Raw genomic sequence first — 22221 nt, forward strand, 5'->3', positions numbered from 1 at the left:
AAGCTGACCAAGGCCCGTACCGGATCCCTGCAGCGAAAGCCTCGCCCAGATCCTCTGTCACAAATGAGCCGTTTCGCAGAGGAATCCTTGCAGGGGAGGAATGGAGCGGTCCCGGCCTTCGCCGGGACGCTCACCCGTTCTGCGAGGCGATCCGGTAGCGGAAGTCCGAAAAATCGACATGCCCGCGCATCGCGGCGTCATGGACGGTGAACAGCCCCACCCGGTCGCCGCGATAGTCGCGCCATTGCAGGTCGTAATGCTCGCCGAAGCGCCGGAACCGGCCGCCGCCGCCATCATGCTCGAAGATCGCGCGGCCGTCATCGCCCCAGCGGGTGGCGAGGCGGATCAGTGGCGTATCGACCACCGGCCCCTCCTTCACCATATCGCCCCGCGCGAAGCAGAGCCGCCTGAGCCCCGCCGATTGCCGCACCCCGATCCAGGCTCCGGCGGCGGAGAGGTGGCACAGCCCCGCCGTCTGCCCATCCACCATGCCGGACAGGTCGAGGACCACGCTGGCCCGATTGTCCGCCGTCCGCCACGACCTCTGGCTGAGCAGGTTGCCGACTCCGCGCAATCCCTTGAAGGCTGGCGGAAAGGCCTTCAGCCGCAAATGGCCGGGCCGCTCGGTCAGGCTGAACGCGTCGTGCCGGGGGGCATGGTTCCATTCCCAGACCGGCTTGATCCCCCCGCGAAACTCGTCGGACATATCGGGCAGGGGCGGGCGGGCCGATGCGATGGGCTTGCGCGACCGCCAGACCATGTTGCCGATCCCGTCCGGCCCGGCGCGCCCGATGATCGGCCAGCCCCCGGTCCAGGTGACGGGCAGCAGGCACATGGCGCGCCCTTGCCAGTCGCCATGGCCCTGATGGGTCAGGAACCACCAGCTTTTGTCGCGGGCTTGCAGCAACGCGCCCTGATTGGGCTCGCCATCGACCGGGGCGTTCACATGGCCGAGTTGCACCGCGGTCGCCTGCGCCAGGCCTGGCAGGCTGGTCGCACGCTTCATCATCGGAACGCGGCCCTCGGGCTTCACCTCGCTGAAATAATGATAATAGAGCGGACCGAATTTGTAGAGCTTGCTCGCCTCCGACCCCTCCGACTGCTGGATGGGCAGGGCGGAGGCCCGGTCCAGTGTCAGCCCGTCTTCGCTCATCCGGTACAGGCTGATGACATAAGACCGCCCCGTAACCGGATCGGCGGCGAAGCGGGTCATCACCAGCCAGGCCGATCCGTCCTCGTCCCAGAAGGGGCAGGGGTCGTCATACCCCGCCTCGCGCAGCAGCGAGCGGGGCGGCGTCCAGGGGCCTTCGGCGCGCTCCGCCGTGGTGACGTACAGGCCGCTGTCGGGAGAGGCAAAGTAGATGTAGAAGCGCCCGCCATGATGGCGGATCGCCCCCGCCCACATGCCCCGGCCATAGCCCCGCATCCGGCGCCAGCCGAGCGCCTCCTCGCCCAGCAAGGCGAGGTCGGGCACCGCATGGCCGATGGTCGTCCAGTTGACCATGTCGCCTGAGCGCAGGATGACCATGGCGGGGCTGGTGTGCAGGGTCGAACTGATCGCGTAATAGGTGTCGTCGACCCGGATCGCGTCGAGATCGGAATAATCCGCCGGGATGATCGGGTTGACGAAGCTGCCATCCCCCTGATCGCCCCAGCGTGGCAGGGGCGAGGCGGTGGCCGGTCCTGCGGCGGAGGCCTGTCCCGGGCACAGCGCGATACCGCCCAGCGCCGAAAGCCCCAACATGACCGAACGTCGGTCCGACTCGCTGTTCATCATCACTCGCTTTCCGTCCTCATTCCGAGCCCGCCGCATCATCGCTCGGCGGCGGGCATAGGTTCAGCGCGTGGGGCAGAGCCAGCCGACAAAGCCGCCCTGCGACCGCAACGGCACCTCGATCGCGCCAGTCGAGCGCACCGTCCGCTCGGTCCGGGCGAAGGCGTCGGGGCGCGCCTGGTCGTCGGCCAGTGAGACGAGCCTCCACTCGCCCCCGCCCAAAAAGCCCAGATCGACCTTCAGCGGGCGCGCCGTGGGGCCATTGATGACCGCGACGAACCAGTCCTTGCCGCGCCGCCGGACAAAGCCCGCCATCTCCCCGGGTTCGCTGCCGGGCAGGACGATGGTTTCGTCCCAGATCGACGGGATCGCCTTCAACACGTCGAGCGCGGGGTTTTCGAGATAGGTGCGCGGATGGCCGCCCATCACCAGATAGGGCGAGGTGAAGAGGATCGCCTGCGCCACTTCGTGCGACCAGCTATTGCCCTGCAACTCCTTGGGCTCGAACACGGTAGGCGTATAGTCGCCCGGCCCGACGACATAGCGGGTGAAGGGCAGGATGGTGTCATGGTCGGGCGGCAGAACGCGCTTGTACCGGGTGATATGCCATTCATGCCCGCGCACGCCTTCGCGGGTCAGGACGTTGGGCCAGGTCCGCTCGGTCCCGGTCGGCTTCATCGCGCCGTGGAAATCGACCATCAGCCGCTCGGCGGCGGCGTCGCGGGCGAAGTCCTCATACCACTAGGTCCAGACATGGTCGGGATGCTCGGGGAAATCGACCTTCACCCCGACGATCCCCATCCGGGCATAGCGGCTGAGCAGCGCGCGTCGCGCGGCGGGATCGAACGTCTCCTTGCTGTGCACCCACACCCAGATGTCGATCCCCTGCGACCGGGCATAGTTCACCGTGTCGGCCAGCGTCTCCCAGGGGCGTTTCCACTCGGCCCAGCCTTCGTCGACGAGATAATAGGGATAGCCCATCTGTTTGGTCCAATCGACCCATTGATGCTGGTCGTTCTCCAGAGGCGCGCCGATCGCCAACCATTGCCAGGTCGAGCGACCGGGACGGATCCAGTCGGCCTTGGCGAGCGCGGGCGAGGGGGGCGGGTTGAGGTTCTGGACCAGGGTCGAGTTGACCAGACCGGTCAGGTCGCGCGCCACGATCGTCACCCGCCAGGGCTGAACCACCGCCGCATCGGTCCGCCATCCCTTGGGCTCGGTATAGAGGCCGCCCGCCAGCAGACCGTTCGCATCGGGCGTGATCGCCATGTCGCCGTAGTTGACGACCTGCGCCTCGCTGATCGTCACCCAATATCGGTCGATCCTGGCGGTCAGCGGCATCCCCAGCGGCTTGCCGACGACATCGCGCAGCGTCTTGGCCGCGTAGATATCCTCATATCCCGGATCGCGAGCGGTGACCCAGACACGGGGGTCGGCAGCGGCGAGTTTCCAGCCGGAGCGATCGCCCTCGATCATTCGCCCGGCCTTGGCGGGCAGGCGAAGGCGGACGCCGACGCCGTCATCGGCGACATGGAGATCCGCCTCGAACCGGGTGCCGTGCGCGGTCAGGCTGACACTGGCGATATTGGCGCGGTCCACCGCCTCCGCCTTGCCGCCGAAGAAGCGATAGCGGGTGTCGGTCTTGCGACGCTGAACCGTCCCGATCGCGGCCCCGTCACCCAGTTCGACGCCGTCGACGCGCATCCCGAGCGGCGAGGGATCGAGCACCGGTCGCCCATCGACCGTCACGCGATATTGCAGCTTGCCTCTATCGTCCGACAGGGTCGCCTGGACCTTGTCGTCCGGGCTCGCGATGGTGACGGTCCTGGCCTGCGCCGCCGACAGCGGCGCCATGATCGCGAAACACGCCATGGCCCATCCACATGCGCCGTTTCGAAGCTGCGATCGGTGGAATATCGTCATGTTCTGGCCCCTTGCTTTCCCATGATGATCGACCGGACCGCGATCGGATGCCGCTCGGACTATGTCGGCTGGCGAGGGGCCGAGCCCGGGCAATGGCGATGCGCCCATGTCATGACGGCTCCGCCGCCGGGGACACGGCCACCCCCTTGGTCATCCTCTCCATCCTATATTTGCATATGTGAAATCTAAATTTGGCTGTTGCAAGCAATTTGAGTCCGAGGCGCAGCGTTTTTCACACCCGGTACTTTAACATGCTGGTAAGGCACGCCAAATTCGGCGGCCTTTCACTGCCCCGCGAAATAGCGCTCCAGCCGATCCGCTTCCGCCGGCGTGATCGCCGTAACCGAGCCGTGTTTGGGCGAGGTGAAGTTCGTCGTCTTCATCGGCGAGCCCGGATCGTTGAAATGGCCGATATCGCGGAAGGTCTTGAAGTCCCTGGTCTCCGAAAATCCCATATTGTTGGGCTTGGCGGCATAGACGTCGTACATCAGGACATAGGCGTTGGTCCCATGCCGACGCCACACCATCGGCGCCTCGGTCCCGACCTTTTCGGGATCGACCTTGGTCGGGTCATAGACATAGCCGCCCGTCAGTCGGCTCGACACCGCCTGGCGGATATTGCCGGTCCCGTCATCGGTGCTGAAGAACAGGTGATAGCGATCGCCGACACGGGTGATGTCCCCGTCCACCGTGCTCTTGCCCGCGCGGGGGAAGGGGAAGAGCGGCTTGGGCTGGGTGGTCAACGTGCGGAACGCCGGGTCGGCATAGGAATAGACCAGGTAATTCTTGCCATTGCCGATCCGGGTGGAGAAATAGACCATCACCTGGCGTCGCCGGGTGTCGTAAAAGGCCTCGGGGGCCCAGGCGATGCCCATCCTGCGATAGGCGGGGAACAGACGGGTGATATCGACCCGCGCATGCGTCCAGTGGATCAGGTCGCGGCTCTTCATCAAGATGATGGCGCGGTTGTTGCCCCAGCCATAATCCGCCGCCGGGCGCTCCCATTCGGTCGAGCGCCACCCCTCCTTCTGCGCATAAATGTGCAGGTCGGTCATCGTCAGATAGAAGGCGCCGTCCTCGCCCCGCATCAGATAGGGATCGCGTATCCCCTTCTGCCCCGCCACCGCCTCGCCCGACAGCACCGGTCGCCCGTCATTGACGTCGGTGAAGCGGTATCCGGCGCGCGACACCGCGAAATGGAGCGAATGGACATGCTCCTTGAAATAGCTGAGCAGATAGGCGGTTCTGGCTTTTTCAGGCGGGGATGCGGGGCTCGGCGCGGGTGCCAGTTCGGGGACGATCCGCAACTGCCGCGCCGTGGGGGGCGGCGGGTCCTGCGCCATAACCGCGCCGCCGCCCAGCATGAGCGCCGCGCCCAGCCATCCCCATGCCCATCGCCTGTTCAAAGCGACTCTCCCCTCCGACCATGTTCTCAGTTGTCTGAGTTTTTGCCAGTTCGGTGGGCAAGTCAATCGCCGAGGGCGTCGCCGTTGCGGCCGGCCGGGGCGACGGGTTTCAGGCCGTCTTCTGGATCAACGGCTCGATCCGCAGATTGACGATGTCGCAGGTAGGCGAGCGGGTGAGGGCGAAGAGGATCGCATCCGCCACATCCTCGGGCGGCAGCATCCGGCCCGCCGCGATGGCGGCTCGTTTCTCCTCGGCGTCGCATTCCTGCATCTCGCTGTCGACCGAGCCCGGCTGGATGATGCTGACCTTGATGCCCTTGTCCGCCACCTCCTTGCGCAGCGTCTCGGCAAAGGCCTGGACGCCCGCCTTGGTCGCGGCATAGACGCTTTCGCCGGCCGCCTTGATCTCGGTGCTGATCGACCCGACGAACAGCAGGTGGCCGCCGCCCTGTTCCTCCATTCGCAGGATCGCGGCGCGGGCGCAGGCGAGATAGCCGGTCAGATTGGCGTCGATGACATAGCGCCAGTCCGCATCCTCCATTTCGTGAATGGGTTGCGCCCCGACCGCGGCGCAGGCGACGAGCATGTCGATCCCGCCCAGCCGCTCATCGACCGCGGCGAAGACTCGCTCGATCCCGTCGCGCGTCGCCGCATCCTCGACCACGCCCGACACATCGCCCTCAACGCCCGCCAAGGCCTCGTCCAGCGACTCCCGGTGCCGTCCGAACGTCAGGATGCGCGCGCCATGCGCCGCCAGCGCCTCCAGCGTCGCCCGACCGATGCCGGTGGTGCCGCCGGTCAACAGGATGCGCCGGCCCGAGAGATCGGTGGTGCGGTTGTCGGTCATGGCTATTCCCTATTCCCAGGTGAGGATCAGGCGTCCCTGCGCTGGGACGCGGTAATCGACGCGGTCGGCGCCGGTCATGTCGGGGGCGATCGTCTCGCCGCTCGCCGCCGTGATACTGCTGTCGGTCAGCTTGCGCCGCTTGAGCCGGACGAGGCGGAGATTGGCGGTGCGCGTCTCGCCGCCGTCGAGCAGGATCGACAGCGCCCGGTCGCCGATCCGCTCCACCGCGCGGACCAGCATGTCGCAGAACAGGCGGAAGGGCGCGCCCTCGACATGGTGGAAGGCGCGGCTGGCGAAGATGAAGGCGGCACCCGCGCCATAAACCTCCTGTCCCACCTGCCCGGCGGGTTGGCCGTCCGGATAGAGATCCTCCAGCGGGAAGGAGAGGGAACGGTCGACATGGCCGTTCGCCTCGCGCTGCTCTTCCGCGATCGCCTCGGGCGGCAGCGCGTCGGGATAATAATACCAGGCGCGCGACAGGACGTAGCGACAATATTCGCCCAGCAGCATCCGCGCCTCGGGCTCCAGATCGGGGCCGCCGTCGTTCAGATACTGCTCGAATGCGACGAAGCTGTCGAAACATTCGTACATCGCCATATAGGGTGCATCCTGGAGGCAGGTGACCGCCATGAACGTCTCATAGTGCACGGCATGGCCGATCCTGCTGTCCCACAGCACGGCATTGTGCAGGAAACTGGCGAGATAGACATAGCTCTGCTCGCGATAGACGTCGCGATTGGTGATCCGCCACAGCCGCATACAGGCCGCCGCGCCCCAGGCGGTCAGGTTCGCCTGATAGTTGATGTTGAAGCGCAGGCCGATGGCGGCGTCGATCGCCGCGCGCGCTTCGTCCAGATAGGTCTTGTCGTCGGTCAGCTCGAACGCCTGGAGCATCACCCAGGCATAGACGCCGCCGACATCGGTCTGCCCGCGCCCATCGACGGGGGCATCCTTCTCGATGATCGAGAAGTCGGTCACGTCATATTGAATCGGCCAGCGATAGTCGAAATGCCGCGCCGCCCTCACGCCGTAATCGATCGCCTTCAGGAACAGGTCGCGCGCCTTTCGGTCGCCGTCGAGCGCCAGCGTGCCGAGGTTGAGCAGCGGGTGATAGAGATACCAGCTGTCGACCGCATCGGCCTGTTTGTCCTTGCCGACATTGGGCAGATAGCGGCGAAAGGTGCGCAGTTCCTCGTCGTAGAATTTCGACAGCCCGGCCTGCAATTCGGCTTGCAGCGGCACCGGCTCGCCCAGCCAGCGGCTCCATTGGTGAAGCGCGGCGACGACCGTCATCTGCACCATGATGTCGGGATATTCGGACGCGGTATAGGGATGGATGTAGCGGTGGCCGTAATGGCGGATCGTCGCCTCCGGCGCGTGCTCCAGATCACGAATGGTCCGCTCCGCCCGGTCGATCCAATCGCGATATTCGACCGGCGGCGGCTCCAGCAGATCATAGCCATTGCCCAGCATCTGGACGAACTGGCGCGCGGACTCGCGCTCGTGCGGCGGGGCCTGATGGCGGAAGACCAGGATCGCGTCGGACAATGTCACCGTCTGGCCGGGCGTCAGTGCGACCTTGGCGGGATCGGCCTGGGGCTCGGGGACGGGCAGGGCGTAGCCCAGTTCCGGCCAGGCCCCCGCCACCGCCTCGCGCGGCACGGTGCCGGTCGCGCGGTAATAGTCGTTCGAGGCGGTCAGGTTCTGGATATACAGGACATTGCCGAACGCCGGTTCGTCGATCCGGAAATAGAGCAGCCCAGTGTTCAGCCCGCGCTGCGTCGCTTCGACCTCGCCGGTCGCGCGGGTGGGGTCGTCGCCCGCGCCCAGCGGATAAAGGTCACGCGGCGCGAAAGGCAGGATCGTCGGACGGGCGGGGGTGAAGCGGGTGACGATCCGCACCCGCTCCACCGCGTCGCGGTTCGCGAAACAGGTCACGACATGCTCGCCCATCGCGCTGGTCAGACGCAGGCGGGCGGCCTCGCCCGGCTCGGGCGGAAGCGGCTCGCAATCGAAGGATGTGGGGATGAAGGCGGCCCGGACGGCCAGACCGCCGCTGCGCCCGCGCCGTATGACCGCGAAGGCCGAGTCCGTCGTGCGGTACAGCGCGACCGTCAGTTCGCCGACATCGAAGCGCGCCAGCGGCTTGGGATCGCCCCGCAACATCTCGCGCAGGTCGAGGAGATGGGGGCTGATGGGCGGCGGCGCCTCGGCAGTCGCCGTTCGGGGCATGGGACCACTCCGATAGGATGACAGGGTCTGGGGAAAAGCCGTCGGAGCCGGGCTCGGTTCCGGCAAAAGTGTTCAAAACCAATTGCTTGCTAACCTGCGTCAGCGCATTCGCGGCCGCTGTTCCGCGCGCTTCAGCCGGATCCGGAGCCTGGCATCGCGAAGCAGCGCGGCGGGAAGGTCGGTCGCGGCGCGCAGGCCCGCGACCGAGGAGATGTTGCGGATGCTTCGCCGCGTCTCGTTCAGCACCTGTCCGACCATCTCGCGCCGCTCGATCTCACCCGTCTCGCGGACCAGCGACAGGCGATGAACGGCATATAGGCCGATCAGCCCGGCCAGCAGGAAATAAAAGTCCCAGGCGGTCAGCACGATGGGCAGCGTGAAGACGCCGTTCGGACTGCTCCAGCGGGCGACCAGTTCGAACTGGCGGGCGGCGAAGAATTGCGCGAGCAGCCCGCCTGATATGGGCGCCACCCCCGCGGCGACGGCGGTGGTCATCGCACTGGTCGCGACATAGGCGGTGGCCGAGCCCTTGGGCGACAGCTTCAGCGCGATATTGGTGCTGGCCAGCGTTACCCCGGCAATGGTCGCGCCCATGATCAGGTGCAGCCCGACCAGCCACAGCTTCACCGCCGTCCGGTCGCCCAGTTGCGATGCGCCGATCATCGCGACGATCGCCAGGATATAGGCGGGCGCGCAGACCGCCAGCACCGACTTGTTGGCGAACCGGTCGCTCAGCCGCCCCCAGAGCCGGAGCGCCAGGATATTGGCGATCTGGCTGGCGACGCTGAGGAGCAGAACGAAGCTGACCGCGAAATGCAGTTGGCGGACGATGAAGACGGTGAAGAAGGGCGTCGCCAGGTTGATCGCGAACTGCCAACTCGCGATGAAGACCAGCAGACGGCGGAAATTGGGATTGCCAAGCGGTTGGCGCAGCAACTCGCGAAGGTTCGCATGGCCTTTGACGGGCGGCATCAGCGGTTCCGGCATCATCGCGACGATCCGCGCGCTGATGAGCCCGGTGACGCAGCCCGCGGCGAACATCGCGGCGAATACGGCATTGCGGGCCCCCGATCCCGCCGCCGTCCAGTCGAAGGCGAGCGCGGCGACCAGGCCCAGCACAAGGCTGACGGCGGTCAGCCAGACGGTGCGGCGGGCGAACACCTCGCCCAGCCGCTCCTCGGGCGCAAGATCGCGCATCCAGCTATTCCAGGCGCAACCACCGACCGCGCCCAGTCCGCAGAGCAGCATCTGCGCGGTCAGAAAGACCAGCAGCGCGGTGGTCCCGCTGAAAAAGGAGAGCATGGCCATCACCGCCAGCATCGTCCGCCCGATCAGGCTGGCGACCACTGCGATCTGCTTGCGCCGTCGCCAGCGTTCGATGAGTTGCACGGCGGGGAGTTGCAGCAACTGCGCGAGGAAGGGCATCGCCGCGAGAATGCCGACCATGACGTTGGACGCGCCGAGATGGAGCGCGAAGGCGGTCAGGATCACCCCGCTGGTCAGCGCCGCCGCGCCGCCCGAAAAGACCGCCTCGTTGACGAGCAGCCGCAAGCCGCGCTCGCGATCGGCGATGGTCAACTGGGGTTGCGGGTCGAGTGTCATCCGGCCCGGTCAACGGACTTTGTGCGGACCGGGTTTCGACCGGCTCGCCCGTTCGTTGATTTAGATCATTGAGAATAAAAGAAAATCATAACGATCATTCGCCACCTTCACGGCCTTGGCGGGTTGGGCCTTGCAATGCTCCCCTTTGGCAGGACCCGTTTCGCATGACCCTGATGTCGGATTGCCGGATCGCCCTGGTCCTTGCAGGGGGCAATGCGCTGGGGGGCTATCAGGCGGGGGTGTACGAGGCGCTGCATGAGGGCGGCGTCCAGCCCGACTGGATCGTCGGCACCTCGGCGGGCGCGGTGAACGGCGCGATCCTGGCGGGCAATGCGCCGGAGGATCGGCTGGATCGCCTTCACGCGTTCTGGCGGCCCCGGGTGTCGGCCAGCCTGGATCATGGCGAACCCTTCGACACCTGGCGGCGCAGCGGTGAGGTGATGGCGACGATGCTGACGGGGCATGGCGGCATGTTCGCCCCGCTCGGCACCGCGCTGGCGACCCGCGATGCGCCCGCGCTCTACGATACCGCGCCGCTGGGGCACAGCCTGTCCCGGCTGGTCGATTTCGATCGTCTGAACGCGGGGGCGGTCCGCTTCACGGTCCAGGCGGTGGCGCTCGACACCGGAGCGGAGGTGCTGTTCGACAATCGCGCGGCGCGGATCGAACCCGATCATGTCCGCGCGAGTGGTGCCATGCCGCCCGCCTTTCCACCGATCACGGTCGATGGCGTGACCTATGTCGATGGCGGCCTTTCGGCCAATCTGCCGCTCGACCCCGTTCTGGGCGAACCCCAGGATCGACCGGTGCTCTGCATCGCGGTCGACCTGTTGCCGCTCGCGGGTTCTCGCGAGCGGACGATCGGCCATCTGATCGCACGGGCACAGGACCTGACCTTCGCCGCGCAATCGCGCCGGACGATCGCCGCGTGGCGACACCGCTATGACGGCGATCCGGCGCTGGCGGACCGGGCCGTCGCGCTGGCGCACCTGACCTATGCCGACCAGCAACGGGAGGTGGCGGGCAAGGCAATGGACTTTTCCGGCCTGTCCGTGCGCCAGCGGTGGGACGCGGGGCGTCGGGACGGCGCGTTGCTGCTCGACCGATTGCGCGAAGGCGCGATCCCGCTCGGTCGGGCCGGGCTGCATCTGACCGGCATTGCCGATGGAGAGGTACAGGAGGAACGCCCATGAAAGCCGCGCGCAAGACCGCCGATGGACGCTTCGAGATCGCCGAGGTGGAGGAGCCCCGGCTGCCCGCCGACGACTGGGTCAGGGCGCGGGTGCGGATGGCGGGCATCTGCGGCACCGACCTGCGCCATTGGGAAGAGCCCAAGGAGGAATTTCATTGCTGCATCATGGGCCATGAACTGGCGGGCGATGTGGTCGAGGTGGGACCGGCGGTCCAGCGGGTGGCCGTGGGCGACCGGGTGCTGGTCGAATCCGTAATGGGCTGCGGCCATTGCGAATGGTGCCGCGTCCAGCAATATAATCGCTGCCCCGATCTTTATGCCACCCGCCGGGCCAGCGTCTCGCGCGCCTATGCCGAATATGTCGTCGGGCCGCAGCACAAATTCCACAAGCTGCCCGACAGCGTCGGCTATGACGATGCCGCGCTGCTCGATACCTATGCGGTGGCGCTTCATGCCCAGCATCTGTCCGGCCTGACCATCGGGTCGCGCGTCGCGATCATCGGCGCGGGGCCGATCGGGCTGGGTCAGCTGATGCTGGCCAAAGCCAGCGGCGCCGCCGTGACGATCATCGACAAGCTACCCCATGCGCTGGCGCTCGCCGAGCGGCTGGGCGCGGACAGGATCGTCCGGTCGGACCGGGAGGATGCCGAGGCGGCGGTCCGCGCGATGAGCGACGGGCGGGGCGCGGATATCGTGTTCGAATGCGCAGGCGGCACCTCCATGCCGGAGACGCTGCCCCTCGCCACCCGGCTTGTCCGGCGTGGCGGCCGGGTCGTCATCGTCGGTGGCTTCAACGATGGGCCGATCGCCATCCCGCTGGAATGGCAGCGCATCCAGATGTCCGAGATCACCCTGATCCCCAGCGCCAGCTTTGCCTTTCATGACATTCATGCCGAACAGGTCGAGGTGCTCGACCTGCTGGTCCGGGGCAAGCTGAAGACCCGGGAACTCATCACCCACCGGTTTCCCCTCGACCGGATCAACGAAGCATTCGAAACCGCCCAGGACCGTCGTCGCACCGGGGCGATCTTCGTCGGCCTCGTCCTATAGTCCTTCGGGGCTCTGCGGGGTTAAGCAAGCAACCGGCTGATAGGGCGACCAAAAAAGTCCGGAATAAACCATTCCGTACACGCCCCGTTTACCCGATTTCGTCATGCGGGTCGGGATGGTTCATGACGTGTTTCTCAACCAAGGGACGCCAGCGATCGGCGGAGCGGGGCCCATCGGGATCGGCGCGATGCCCAGGCTGGTCGGCGACCGCCGTGGCAATGTCATGCTGCTCTGGGCCTTCGCGCTTATCCCGCTCCTGGCGCTGGTCGGTTCGGCGATCGATATCGGCACGGGCTATGTCGCGCGCAAGCAGATGCAGATCGCCTGCGATGCCGGCGTCCTGGCGGGGCGACGCGCCATGACGACCGGCGCGGTCGACGATGCGGTCCGTGTCGAAGCCGCCAAATTCTTCAACTTCAATTTCAAACAGGGTCTGTTCGGCGCCAAGCCGTTCACCCCCTCCGTCACCAGCGACACCACGTCGAAGACGACGGTCGTGATCGATGCGGCCACCACGGTCCCGACCTCGATCATGCGCATATTCGGGTTCAAGGAATTGCCCGTCGCGGTCAGCTGCAACGCGTCGCAGGACTTTGTGAACACCGACATCGTCTTCGTGCTGGATACCACCGGCTCGATGAAGGACAAGGCGACCTCCAGCGACTCCGTCACCAAGATCGAGGCCCTGCGTGCCGCCGTTCTGGGGCTGTACGACCAGCTTGCGCCGATCCAGGCGCAGCTTGCCGCCTCCGGCATGCGCCTTCGCTATGGCGTGGTCCCCTATTCGAGTGCGGTGAACGTCGGAAAGGCGATCCGATCGGCCAGCCCCGATTATATGGTTTCGGGCGCATGGACCTATCAATCGCGAGAGGTGGTGACCGATTCGAGAAGCTCGGATAGCTGCGGCAAACTCAACGGCAGCTATAATCGGGGGCGGGGAAGCTGCACCTATTTCCGCTACTTGCCCCGTTCGCTCGACACGGCGGCCTATGTCTCGGGGTCGAGCGTCGATGTGGCGGAGTTGATCGGAACCGCGGATGATAGCGGGGCGACGCCGGTCAGGACGGTCTCCCGAAAAATTTCCTGGCAAGGGTGCATCGAGGAACGGCAGACCGTTCGCATGAGCGCAACCGAAACGGCGATCCCATCGGGCGCGACCGATCTCGACATCAATCTGATACCGAACAACGACGCCACCCGGTGGAAACCCTATTGGCCGGAGGTCGAATATACCAGTTACCAGATCAGATATCCGACGGACATCTATAAGCCGCAATCTGCCTGTCCGACGGCCGCAGCGACCATGCGCATCTGGTCGAAGAGCGATCTGAAAACCTATCTGGACACGCTCGATCCGGACGGCGGCACCTATCACGACAACGGGATGATGTGGGGCGCGCGTTGGGCGTCTGCGGGTGGGATCTTCGGTCCGGGCAATCCGGACCGGTACAATATGATGCCGGTCAAGAAATACATCATCTTCATGACCGACGGCCAGTTCGAAACGGGTTATCCCGCGCTCTATTCCTCCTATGGCGTCGAACAGCTCGACGCCCGGGTAACGCCCGGCGGAGGAGCGTCCAACCAGGCGGATCAACTCGCCCGTCACAAGCAGCGCTTCAACCTGCTCTGCTCGCAGGCCAAGTCCATGGGCTATTCGATATGGGTGATCGGCTTCGCCACCGCGCTGGATGCCTCGCTCACCAATTGTGCGAGCACCCCCAGCCAGGCGTCCACCTCAGCGGACCAATCGGCGCTGATGGCGCGGTTCGTGGAGATCGGCAAGAACATCGGTGCGCTGAGGCTGACGCAATGAGGGGGCGGCGGATGGCCATCCTCTCGGGGATCGGCGGGGACAGGCGCGGCGCCACCGTGGTCGAGTTCGCCCTGATATCCTTGCCCGCCATCGCCATGATGTGCGGATTGTTCGACCTGGGCTATCGACAATATGTCGCCACCCAGGTCCAGGATTCGCTCGACCGCGCCGCACGCCGGGTCACCGTGGGAACCGGCACGACGGCGGTGCAATTGACCGCCCTGGTCCAGGACAGCGTCTCGGCCATCTCGCGCGACGCCAGGGTCGTCGTCGCGCCCACCAGCTATGGCAAATTCCAGCAGATCGCCAGGGCCGAGCCGATCGTCACCGACAAGCCGCCGCTGGGCATCTATAATGCCGGGGACTGTTTCATCGACATCAACGGAAACGGAATATGGGATGCCGATGCCGCCAGGGCGGGGACCGGCGGGTCGGACGATGTGGTCCTCTATACCGCAACGGTGACCTATCCCGAGATCATGCCCATGCGAAAGCTGATGGGGTGGAGCGTCATGACCACGCTGACCGCCACGACGATGCTGAAGAACCAGCCTTACGCATCGCAGGCCGAGCCCGCCACGCTGTGCCATTGAGCGCCCTCCGCCAGCATTTCGCCGCGCTTGCGCGGGCGCGGCGGGGCGTCGCCATGATCGAGTTCGCGATCGCGGCCCCGGTCATCCTGCTGCTGGGCGTGGGCGGGGTGGAACTGGGCAATTACGTCATGGCCAATCTGCGAATGTCGCAGATCGCGATGGCCGTGGCCGACAATGCGGGACGCGTCCGGACGACCATAGACGAGGCGGACATCACCGAACTGATGATCGGCGCCATGAAGATGGGGGAGCCGCTTTCGCTGGCGGCGCATGGCCGCATCATCCTGTCCGACCTGGAACAGCGCACCACCGTGACCGGGCCCGATGGCAAGGGACCGGTGTCGAGCGACAATCCCAATGGCTATCGCCAATGGATCAGGTGGCAGCGTTGCGCCGGAGCATTGGCCGTGACCTCGACGCTCGGCGGACCCCTCGACGGTGCCGGTGCGGCGGTCTCCAATCTGGACGACAATGCGAACAGCGACCATGGCGCCGTCGAGGATGCGTTCGCGCTGGACGGGATGGGGAATGTGGGCCACCGTATCGCCGCGTCGACCGGCACCGCGGTGATGGTCGTCGAGCTGGTCTATGATTACCAGCCGCTCGCGCCGATCAGCCTGATCACCTCGGCACTGGGAAATCTGCGGATCCGACGGGTCATGGCGTTCAATGTCCGTGAGAGGACGGCGTATTCGCTCCGCAACGATGGTCAGCTTGCCGGGGGCAGACGCGCGGATTGCCGCCTCTATAGCGCAGCAGTCCCCTCGGTATGACCTCCGGGCAACAAACGCCGAGCTTGATGCTCAGGCCAACATGGTTTGCAGCGCGGGGCTGATCCATTCGATCGGTTCGCCCGGCGTACGCCACAGGAAGCGGGCGGCCAGCCCTTCGCGGATCGCCAGAACGCGGGCCTTCTCGGGTTGGGCGACGCCCAGCGCGGTCGCCCAGGCATCGGCATGCATGGCGGATGAGTGGAGGACGCTGACGCTCATCGCATGCGCGACCGGGCGACCGGTTCGGGGATCGATCGTATGCCGACCCCGGACATAGTCCCCCGATGTCGCGACCGCGAGTTGGTGGAGCGCGACCCGCAGCGGCGCGAACCGGTCGTCCGGCGTTTCCAGATCGACCCACCAGGGATCGCCATCAGGCCGCAATCCGCGCCCGACCAGTTCGCCGCCGATTTCGACCAGCGCATGGCGCACGCCCCGATCGGCCAGCAGATCGGCGATCCGGTCGACCGCATGACCCTTGGCGATGCCGGAGAAATCCAGCCGCAGGCCGCCCGGCTGGCAAAGGCGGCGGGGCAGGGGTTCATAGTTCAGGCGATGCCAGCCGCCGGAGGCAAGCGCGTCGCGGATCGCCGCATCATCGGGGGCATGGGGGGCGGGCGTGGCGCCATAGCCCCAGAGATCGACCAATGCCCCGATCGTCGGATCGAAGGCACCGTCCGAGCGGCGGGCGATGGCAAGACCCGTCGCCATGACCGTCGCAAAGTCGGGCGGCAGGGTGACCCATGTCCCCGCCGCCCCGGCATTGAACTGCGACAGATGCGAGTCCGCCGCCCAATGGCTCATCTCTCCGACCAGTGCGTCGAGCCGGGTCTGGATGGCGGCGCCCAGCACCTCGGGATCGAGGTCGCGCGGGCGAGCGAAATGCACGCGCCAGCCGGTGCCCATCGTCTCGCCGCCCAGCGACACCGTCTCCGCGCCCCGGTCCCATTCCCGGAATGCCGCCGGGTCGAGCGCGACCGGCACGGCGATCCGCGGAACGGGGTGGGGCGCGGGCGTCATCAGGGCGCGGGGACTTCGACCGTGGTGGTGTAGCTCATGCGCCGTTCGGTCGCGCGCGGGATGCTGGGATGCGCATCGGTCGCGGTCGCGCTGATCCAATAGGTCCCCGCAATGGGCCATGTCACCCGAACCACGCCGTCCGCGCCGGTCGTCAGCTCCTGCGCCTGTTCGGCGGCGCGGAACTTCTTGCTGCCGGGCACGACCGTGACCTTGATCCCGGCGGCGGGCTTCCCGTCGATCAGGAAGCGGAACTGGCCGGGCTCGTCGGCGACCAGCGAGGAGGGGTGGCTGATCGGCTGGAACTCCAGCCCCTTGCCCGTCGGCGTGAAGGCGGCGGTGGTCGGCGCCCCGGCGGTGACGAAGGTGAAGTTGCGGCTGATGCTCTCGGTCAGCTTCACATCGGTGGCGTTGGCCGGAATCTCCTCGACCGTCGCGACGGACCGCACCGGGGCGCCGGACTGGCCGGGTGCGCCGCCGCCCGGACCGCCCGGACCTCCGGGCCCACGCCGCCGCCCGACGCGCCACGTCTCGCCATTGAGCGTGAAGCTGCCCATGACCGCGTTCATCTCGCTGCCGATCTTCCAGGTGCCGGGGCGGTCGATCTTGACGTCGAAGGTCGTGCGATAACGGCCGGTGGCGCCATTCTGCACCTCCGCCGGAGTTCCCTCGGGCGTCCAGACCTTTACCTGCTCCAGCGGAAAGGCGACGTGATCGGGATAGAAGAGATCGTTGGAGATCGCCGCATCGACCGTCACCCACTGACCGGTGTCGGCCAGCGTCGTGGTGGAGGGCAACAGCCACATGCGGTGCGCGAGCGCGGGCGGGGCGAGGCAGGTCAGGCTGACCGTGGCGATCAGCATCGAAAGTCGGCGCATTTTGAACTCCCTGTTCAACGAATGGTGACCGAGCCGAGCTCGGTGGAACCGGTGGCGGAGCCCGTACCGGCGGGGGCCTTCAGCGGGATCGACACCAGCTCGCGGCCCCCGGTTTCGCGCGCGGCCTCGACATGCAGGACATATTGCCCGGCGGGCAGGTTGGCGGGCAGTGCGATGCGATAGGTGCCGGGCGGCCGGGTCGCGCCGGAGACGCCATTGGCGGGCAGGGTCAGGCCACGGCCCCCCTTGCGCCACCAGCTACGCAGATCGGCGAGCCATTTGGTCCCCGGCTCCGCCCCCGCCTTGCGGACGTCATACCAGACGAACAGGGTGCGCGCCGCACCGCCGCCTGCGGGCTCCAGCCATCCGGCGACATAGGGACGGTGATATTCGGCGACGTTCAGGCGCGGGATGGTGACGCTCACCGTGCTGGCCGCACTGGCGGCGGTGGGCACGGCAAGGATGGCGGTTGCGATCAGCGGGGCTTTGAACATGGATGTCCTCCGTTCAATGAATCAGGAAAAGGGCGAGCAGGACCGGGATCGCCAGGCTGGCACCGACCAGCGGCCAGGTCGATGGTCGATGCCTGGCGTGAAGCTGGAGCAGCAGCAGGCCGGTCAGGGTGAAGATCAGGCAGGCGACCGCGAAGGCGTCGATGAACCAGAACCAGGCGTCGCCGGTGTTCCGACCCTTGTGCAGGTCGTTGAGATAGGAGACCCAGCCGCGCCAGGTCGTCTCGGTCGAAACCCGGCCATTGCTCCGGTCGATGCTGACCCAGGCGTCGGTGCCGGGCGACGGCATGGCGACATAGACCTCCTCGCCGGACCATTCGGCGGCATGGCCGCTGGGGTCGAGCGCGTATCGGTCCGCGATCGCGCGTGCCACCGCGTCGGGCAGGGGCGCCTTGGCGTCATGCGGGCCCTTCAACTGGCCGAGCAGGGGGGCGGGCAGCACGCCGCCGCCTTGGGTCACGCGCGGCTCCGCCCCGATCGACGCGGCATGGTTGAGCGTCAGCCCGGTCACCGCGAACAGCATCATCCCCGTCAGCGACAGGGCCGCGCTGATCCAGTGCCAGGTATGAAGCTGTCGCAGCCATATCGCCCGTGCCTTGCGCGGCGGGCGTGGCGTGCGGGCGGCGGTGGAAGGGGTCGGTCGGTCGGGCATCGAGAGGGAATCGTCCTTGCGGCACGGTGCTGGTCGACAGCCGTCTTAGCTATTGCGAGCGACTTGCAGAAGTGATTTTTCCGTCATGGCTCAGAAGCGCGCCGCGATCCCCATCCAGACCCGCGCCGGATCGATCACATAGCCGAACCGCTCGAAGGTCAGCCGCTTGTCGAACAGGTTCATGACGCCGCCGTGCAGGGTGAAGCGCCGCGTCATCTTGTAGGACGCGCCGATGTCCACGGTCGTATAGGAGGGGGCGACGGTCGCATTGCCGCTGATCTGCGCCTCGGTGATCGCCTCCTTGCCACGAAAGATGCCGCGCACATAGCCGCTGAACCGCGTGTTCGGCCTCCAGTTGAGCGAGGCGCTGGCCTGCTGCTTGGGCGTGTCGTTCAGCGCCGCACCGATATTGGCCCCGCTCAGCTGCTCGGAATCGGTCAGCGTCCCCGTCGCGTTCAGCCGCAGCGTCCGGGTCAGCGGGACATCCACCGTCGCTTCGATCCCGCGCACCTTGGCGCGGTCGACATTGACATAGGTCGTCGGCGGACGACCGATCGAACTGAGCGGCTCGCCCGTGCACCAGGCATTGGCGGCCAGACAAGTGACGCGGGTGATCTTGTCGTTGAACCGCGTGTCATAGGCGGTCAGGCTCGCCTGCACCGCGCCGCCGTCATAAAGCAATCCGGCCTCGACGGTGCGTGAGGTTTCCGGTGACAGGTCGGGATTGCCATAGATGGTGCCGCCCCGGCTCGACTGGCCCCAATCTGCCAGGGTCTGGCGCAGATTGGGCGCGCGGAAGCCCTGCGAATAGCCGCCCTTCAGCGTGAAGGCGCGGTCGATCTCCCACACGCCATAGATACGCGGCGTCCAGTGGGTGCCATATTGCTGATCGTCGTCCATGCGCAGCCCGCCGGTCAGCCGCAGCCCGGTCAGCAGGGTCAGCTCGTTTTCCGCGAACAACGCCATCTGCCGCCGCCGCGCGCCGTCGCGGGTCGAGCCCGCCAGAAGGTTGCCGACCGTGTCGGTCAGGTCCTCATGGCGATAGAAAGCGCCGACGCTCAGGGAGTTGGACGGCAATGGCACCATCCAGATCGACTGGCCGACCAGGTTCTTGATCTGCTTGCCGTCCTGGATGCTCTTGGCATCCTCCAGCTGGAGATAGCTTTCCGATGTGGCGAAGCCCCAGCGGCCGCTATGGCTGATCGAGCCGACGGCGCGCCGTTGCGACTGGATCGTCTCGGTGCCGACCGGCACGGTCGCGCTGGTCGCCACCGTCTTGCCCGCCGTCGTCGTCACGGTCTGGCGATAATAGCCGAGTTCGGCGAGGAAGCTGTGATCGGGTCCGGCGTTCCAGCCGATCTTGCCCGCCAAGCTCTCGTCCTGACGCTCGGGCGAACCGCCGATGACGCGGTCCTCGGCACGCCGGGTCGCCGCGCCCTGCAACTGGATGCCGACCGATCCGGCGATCGGGCCGGACAGGTAGAAATTGCCGTCGCCGACATTGCCATAGTCGGAGCCGAATTGCATCGTCCCGTTGACGCGCGCGCTGCCGCGCCAGGTCTTGGCGATCCGGCGGGTGATGATGTTGACCACGCCGCCCATCGCGTCCGATCCGTAGAGCGAGGACATCGGGCCGCGCACGACCTCGATCCGCTCGATCGCCTCCAGCGGCGGCAATTGTCCGCCTTCGGAGATGTTGCCGCCATTGGTGCGGGTCTCGCGGCTCGACAGGCGCTTACCGTCGACCAGGATCAGCGTATATTGCGGGGCCATGCCGCGGATCGAGATATCGCGGCTATTGCCCTCGCCCGGCGTCACGGTGACGCCCGGAATCTCCAGCAGCGCATCGGTGACCTCGCGGTAAGGCAGCCGGTCCAGATCCTCGCGGGTCAGCACGCTGATCGAGGCGGGCGCGTTCTTCACCTGTTGCTCGCGCCCGCCCGAGGCGGTGACGACGATCTCATCCGCGCGGGTCGTCTGTTCGGTGGGTGTCGGCTCCGAACCGGCGGCGAGCGCGGGTGTGGAGCAGGCGAGCGCGATGAGCGCCGCGGTCGAGCGGTTTGCGATGGTCGGCATGGAGGTTCCCGTTTTCACGCTTGCTATTGCAAGTCGTTCGCAGCCCTATGCCGTCTGGGTTGGGAACCGGCCAGACGCGAAATGCGAATAACGCTTATTCACCCCGATCATGCGCAATGCCTGGCCAGCAGGTCGGCCAGCCACTGGGTCGCCTGGTCGCGTGCGCTGCGTGGATGCCAGAGCAGGCGATAGTCGAGCGGGGCAATCATCTCCGGCGCGGGTCGGATCGCAAGACCATGGCTGTCGGCGAAGCGCGCGGCCGCACGGCTGGGCAGGGTCATCAGCGCGTCGCTGCCCGCCAGAAGTGCGGGGGCGGCATGGAAATAGGGCAAGCGGGCCGTGATACGCCGCTCGGCGCTGCGGCTGCCCAGCCGGTGTTCGACCCCGTCGACGGCCATGTCGCCGACCACCACGCCGATATGCGGCCAGGCGAAAAAATCATCGAGCGGCAGTGGCGAGTCCCGGCCCGCCAGCGCATGACCCTGGCGCATGATGCAGCGGAACGTGTCGGAGAAGAGCGCGCGGCTGGGGACCGTATCCCGTTCCGCCGGCAGGCCCGAGACGACCAGGTCGATCTCGCCCGAGGCGAGCTTCTGCATCATGTCCGGGCTGAACGGCACGATGTCGATCGTGACCGCCGGAGCCTCGGCGGTGATCGCCGCGAGTGCGGGGGCGATCACCGTCAGGACGCCATAGTCGGTCGAGGCGATCCGGAAGCATCGCTCCAGCGTGTCCGGCGCGAAGCTGGGCGCATGGAGCAGGGCACTGGTGGAGGCGAGCCATTCCTCGACGGGACCGACCAGCCCCTCGGCACGCCGGGTCCGCTGCATCCCGCCGCTGGTCCTGACCAGAAGAGGATCGTCGAGGATGTGCCGCAATTCTGCCAGCGAACGACTGACCGTCGGCTGGCTCAGCCCCAGCCGCCGGGCGGTCCCCGTGACGCTCCGGGTCTGGAGGAGCACCGCCAGGGTCGCCAGCAAATTCAGGTCGATATGCCCCGGATGAATGGTCTCGCCTCTTCAACGTCAATATTGATATTGCACATCATTACTAAAAGCCGGTGAGGCAGGCAATCCGGGGAAGGGAATTCGATCGCCTGGTTCCTTTGGGTTCATAGGTCGGGGGACATGGCACCGCCTTCAGGCGGCCTTTTCCAGAACCGAGCGAAGCTGGGCTTCGGTGGCGGCGATGGCTGCCTTGGCGGCCTCGGGTCCGAAGACAGTGCCCTCCACGCGGATGATTTCGACGTCGGTCAGGCCGATGAAGCCCAACAGGTGGCGCAGATAGCCGGTCTGGAAATCGAAGGGGGCCCAGGGCCCGTCCGAGAAGACGCCGCCTGCGGCCGCAACCAGATAGACCTTCTTCCCGGTCAGCAACCCTTCCGGACCAGCGTCGCCATAGCCGAAGGTCACACCCGGCCAGGTGATGTGATCGAACCAGGCCTTGAGCTGCGACGAAAGGCCGAAATTGATCATGCCCGAACCCAGGACGATCATGTCGGCGGCCTTGACCTCCTCGACCAGCGCCTGCGCCAGGCCGACCGCGTCGGCCTGCTCGGGTGTGCGAGCCTCGGGCGTCGCGACACGGCCATGGATATAGGCCGGGCCGATATGCGGGGGCGGGGCCGCCGCAAGGTCACGGGTGACGAGCGTACCGCCCGAACGGGTCCGAAGACCCTCGGCGATCTCGGTTGCGAAGCGGGTGGACAGGCTCTCGGCCTCACGCGGGCTCGACGTCACGAGAAGGATGTTGGTCATGGTTGTTCCAGCGGGCATAGGGTAGGGCTGAGACTCAATCAGAGCCAGAAGGCGAGGGCGGTTGCGATGGCGACGCCTGACAGGAAGTTGGCGGCGAGTTTGTCGTAGCGGGTGGCGACAC

18 protein-coding genes and 1 pseudogene are annotated in these 22221 nt (G+C 66.6%); 5 read left to right on the forward strand and 14 right to left on the reverse strand.

Annotated features, from left to right (window positions below):
* Positions 1–130 precede the first annotated feature (130 nt).
* From SM191_RS17650 to SM191_RS17680, 7 genes and pseudogenes are all read right to left on the reverse strand, one after another.
* Positions 131–1777 (reverse strand): glycoside hydrolase family 43 protein, encoded by a 1647-nt coding sequence (locus tag SM191_RS17650; protein ID WP_341507338.1) that lies wholly within the window; start codon positions 1775–1777, stop codon positions 131–133.
* 60 nt (positions 1778–1837) lie between these two features.
* The gene (locus tag SM191_RS17655; protein ID WP_341507356.1) at positions 1838–2155 is read right to left on the reverse strand and encodes a glycoside hydrolase family 97 C-terminal domain-containing protein; all 318 of its coding nucleotides are present in this window, start codon (positions 2153–2155) and stop codon (positions 1838–1840) included.
* A pseudogene (locus SM191_RS17660) lies at positions 2150–3805 on the reverse strand (glycoside hydrolase family 97 catalytic domain-containing protein); the annotation flags it as partial. The pseudogene SM191_RS17660 and the gene SM191_RS17655, both read right to left, overlap by 6 nt.
* 176 nt (positions 3806–3981) lie before the next feature.
* Complete coding sequence (locus SM191_RS17665; protein ID WP_341507339.1) at positions 3982–5103, reverse strand: glycoside hydrolase family 43 protein; 1122 nt, start codon at positions 5101–5103, stop codon at positions 3982–3984.
* A 109-nt stretch (positions 5104–5212) separates the two neighbouring features.
* The gene (locus tag SM191_RS17670) at positions 5213–5950 is read right to left on the reverse strand and encodes an SDR family oxidoreductase (protein WP_341507340.1); all 738 of its coding nucleotides are present in this window, start codon (positions 5948–5950) and stop codon (positions 5213–5215) included.
* Positions 5951–5959: 9 nt separating this feature from the next.
* A complete protein-coding gene (locus SM191_RS17675; RefSeq protein ID WP_341507341.1) occupies positions 5960–8182 on the reverse strand; it encodes a hypothetical protein in 2223 nt (740 codons plus the stop codon).
* Between the two features lie 99 nt (positions 8183–8281).
* Positions 8282–9784, reverse strand: a complete 1503-nt coding sequence (locus SM191_RS17680) for an MFS transporter (RefSeq protein WP_341507343.1) — start codon at positions 9782–9784, stop codon at positions 8282–8284.
* A 164-nt stretch (positions 9785–9948) separates the two neighbouring features.
* On the opposite strand from SM191_RS17680, the gene SM191_RS17685 reads away from it, so the two are divergent.
* The 5 genes from SM191_RS17685 to SM191_RS17705 all read left to right on the forward strand — a co-directional run bounded on the left by SM191_RS17685 (position 9949) and on the right by SM191_RS17705 (position 15208).
* A complete protein-coding gene (locus SM191_RS17685; RefSeq protein WP_341507344.1) occupies positions 9949–10977 on the forward strand; it encodes a patatin-like phospholipase family protein in 1029 nt (342 codons plus the stop codon).
* Positions 10974–12026 (forward strand): zinc-dependent alcohol dehydrogenase, encoded by a 1053-nt coding sequence (locus SM191_RS17690; protein ID WP_341507345.1) that lies wholly within the window; start codon positions 10974–10976, stop codon positions 12024–12026. The genes SM191_RS17685 and SM191_RS17690 overlap by 4 nt, the downstream gene beginning before the upstream one ends.
* 103 nt (positions 12027–12129) lie before the next feature.
* The gene (locus tag SM191_RS17695; protein ID WP_341507346.1) at positions 12130–13842 is read left to right on the forward strand and encodes a pilus assembly protein; all 1713 of its coding nucleotides are present in this window, start codon (positions 12130–12132) and stop codon (positions 13840–13842) included.
* Positions 13843–13853: 11 nt separating this feature from the next.
* Positions 13854–14435 (forward strand): TadE/TadG family type IV pilus assembly protein, encoded by a 582-nt coding sequence (locus tag SM191_RS17700; protein ID WP_341507347.1) that lies wholly within the window; start codon positions 13854–13856, stop codon positions 14433–14435.
* A 53-nt stretch (positions 14436–14488) separates the two neighbouring features.
* Complete coding sequence (locus tag SM191_RS17705; RefSeq protein ID WP_341507348.1) at positions 14489–15208, forward strand: TadE/TadG family type IV pilus assembly protein; 720 nt, start codon at positions 14489–14491, stop codon at positions 15206–15208.
* A gap of 30 nt (positions 15209–15238) precedes the next feature.
* On the opposite strand, the gene SM191_RS17710 is transcribed toward SM191_RS17705, so the two are convergent.
* The 7 genes from SM191_RS17710 to SM191_RS17740 form a co-directional block, all read right to left on the reverse strand.
* Positions 15239–16228 carry an FAD:protein FMN transferase gene (locus SM191_RS17710; protein WP_341507349.1) on the reverse strand — a complete coding sequence of 330 codons (990 nt, stop codon included), beginning with the start codon at positions 16226–16228 and terminating at the stop codon, positions 15239–15241.
* Positions 16228–17103 (reverse strand): DUF4198 domain-containing protein, encoded by an 876-nt coding sequence (locus tag SM191_RS17715; RefSeq protein ID WP_341507350.1) that lies wholly within the window; start codon positions 17101–17103, stop codon positions 16228–16230. Before SM191_RS17715 ends, SM191_RS17710 begins: the two co-directional genes overlap by 1 nt.
* A gap of 14 nt (positions 17104–17117) precedes the next feature.
* On the reverse strand, positions 17118–17597 hold the full coding sequence (locus SM191_RS17720; RefSeq protein ID WP_341507351.1) for a DUF2271 domain-containing protein: 480 nt from the start codon (positions 17595–17597) through the stop codon (positions 17118–17120).
* A gap of 13 nt (positions 17598–17610) precedes the next feature.
* A complete protein-coding gene (locus SM191_RS17725; protein ID WP_341507352.1) occupies positions 17611–18267 on the reverse strand; it encodes a PepSY-associated TM helix domain-containing protein in 657 nt (218 codons plus the stop codon).
* Positions 18268–18357: 90 nt separating this feature from the next.
* Positions 18358–20343 (reverse strand): TonB-dependent receptor domain-containing protein, encoded by a 1986-nt coding sequence (locus SM191_RS17730; RefSeq protein ID WP_341507353.1) that lies wholly within the window; start codon positions 20341–20343, stop codon positions 18358–18360.
* Positions 20344–20450: 107 nt separating this feature from the next.
* Positions 20451–21323, reverse strand: a complete 873-nt coding sequence (locus SM191_RS17735; protein WP_341507354.1) for a LysR family transcriptional regulator — start codon at positions 21321–21323, stop codon at positions 20451–20453.
* Between the two features lie 159 nt (positions 21324–21482).
* Entirely contained in the window at positions 21483–22100 is a 618-nt protein-coding gene (locus SM191_RS17740) for an FMN-dependent NADH-azoreductase (RefSeq protein ID WP_341507355.1), read from the reverse strand.
* Between the last annotated feature and the right edge of the window lie 121 nt (positions 22101–22221).

It is taken from the genome of Sphingomonas sp. 2378, assembly GCF_038084995.1.
Lineage (GTDB): Bacteria > Pseudomonadota > Alphaproteobacteria > Sphingomonadales > Sphingomonadaceae > Sphingomonas.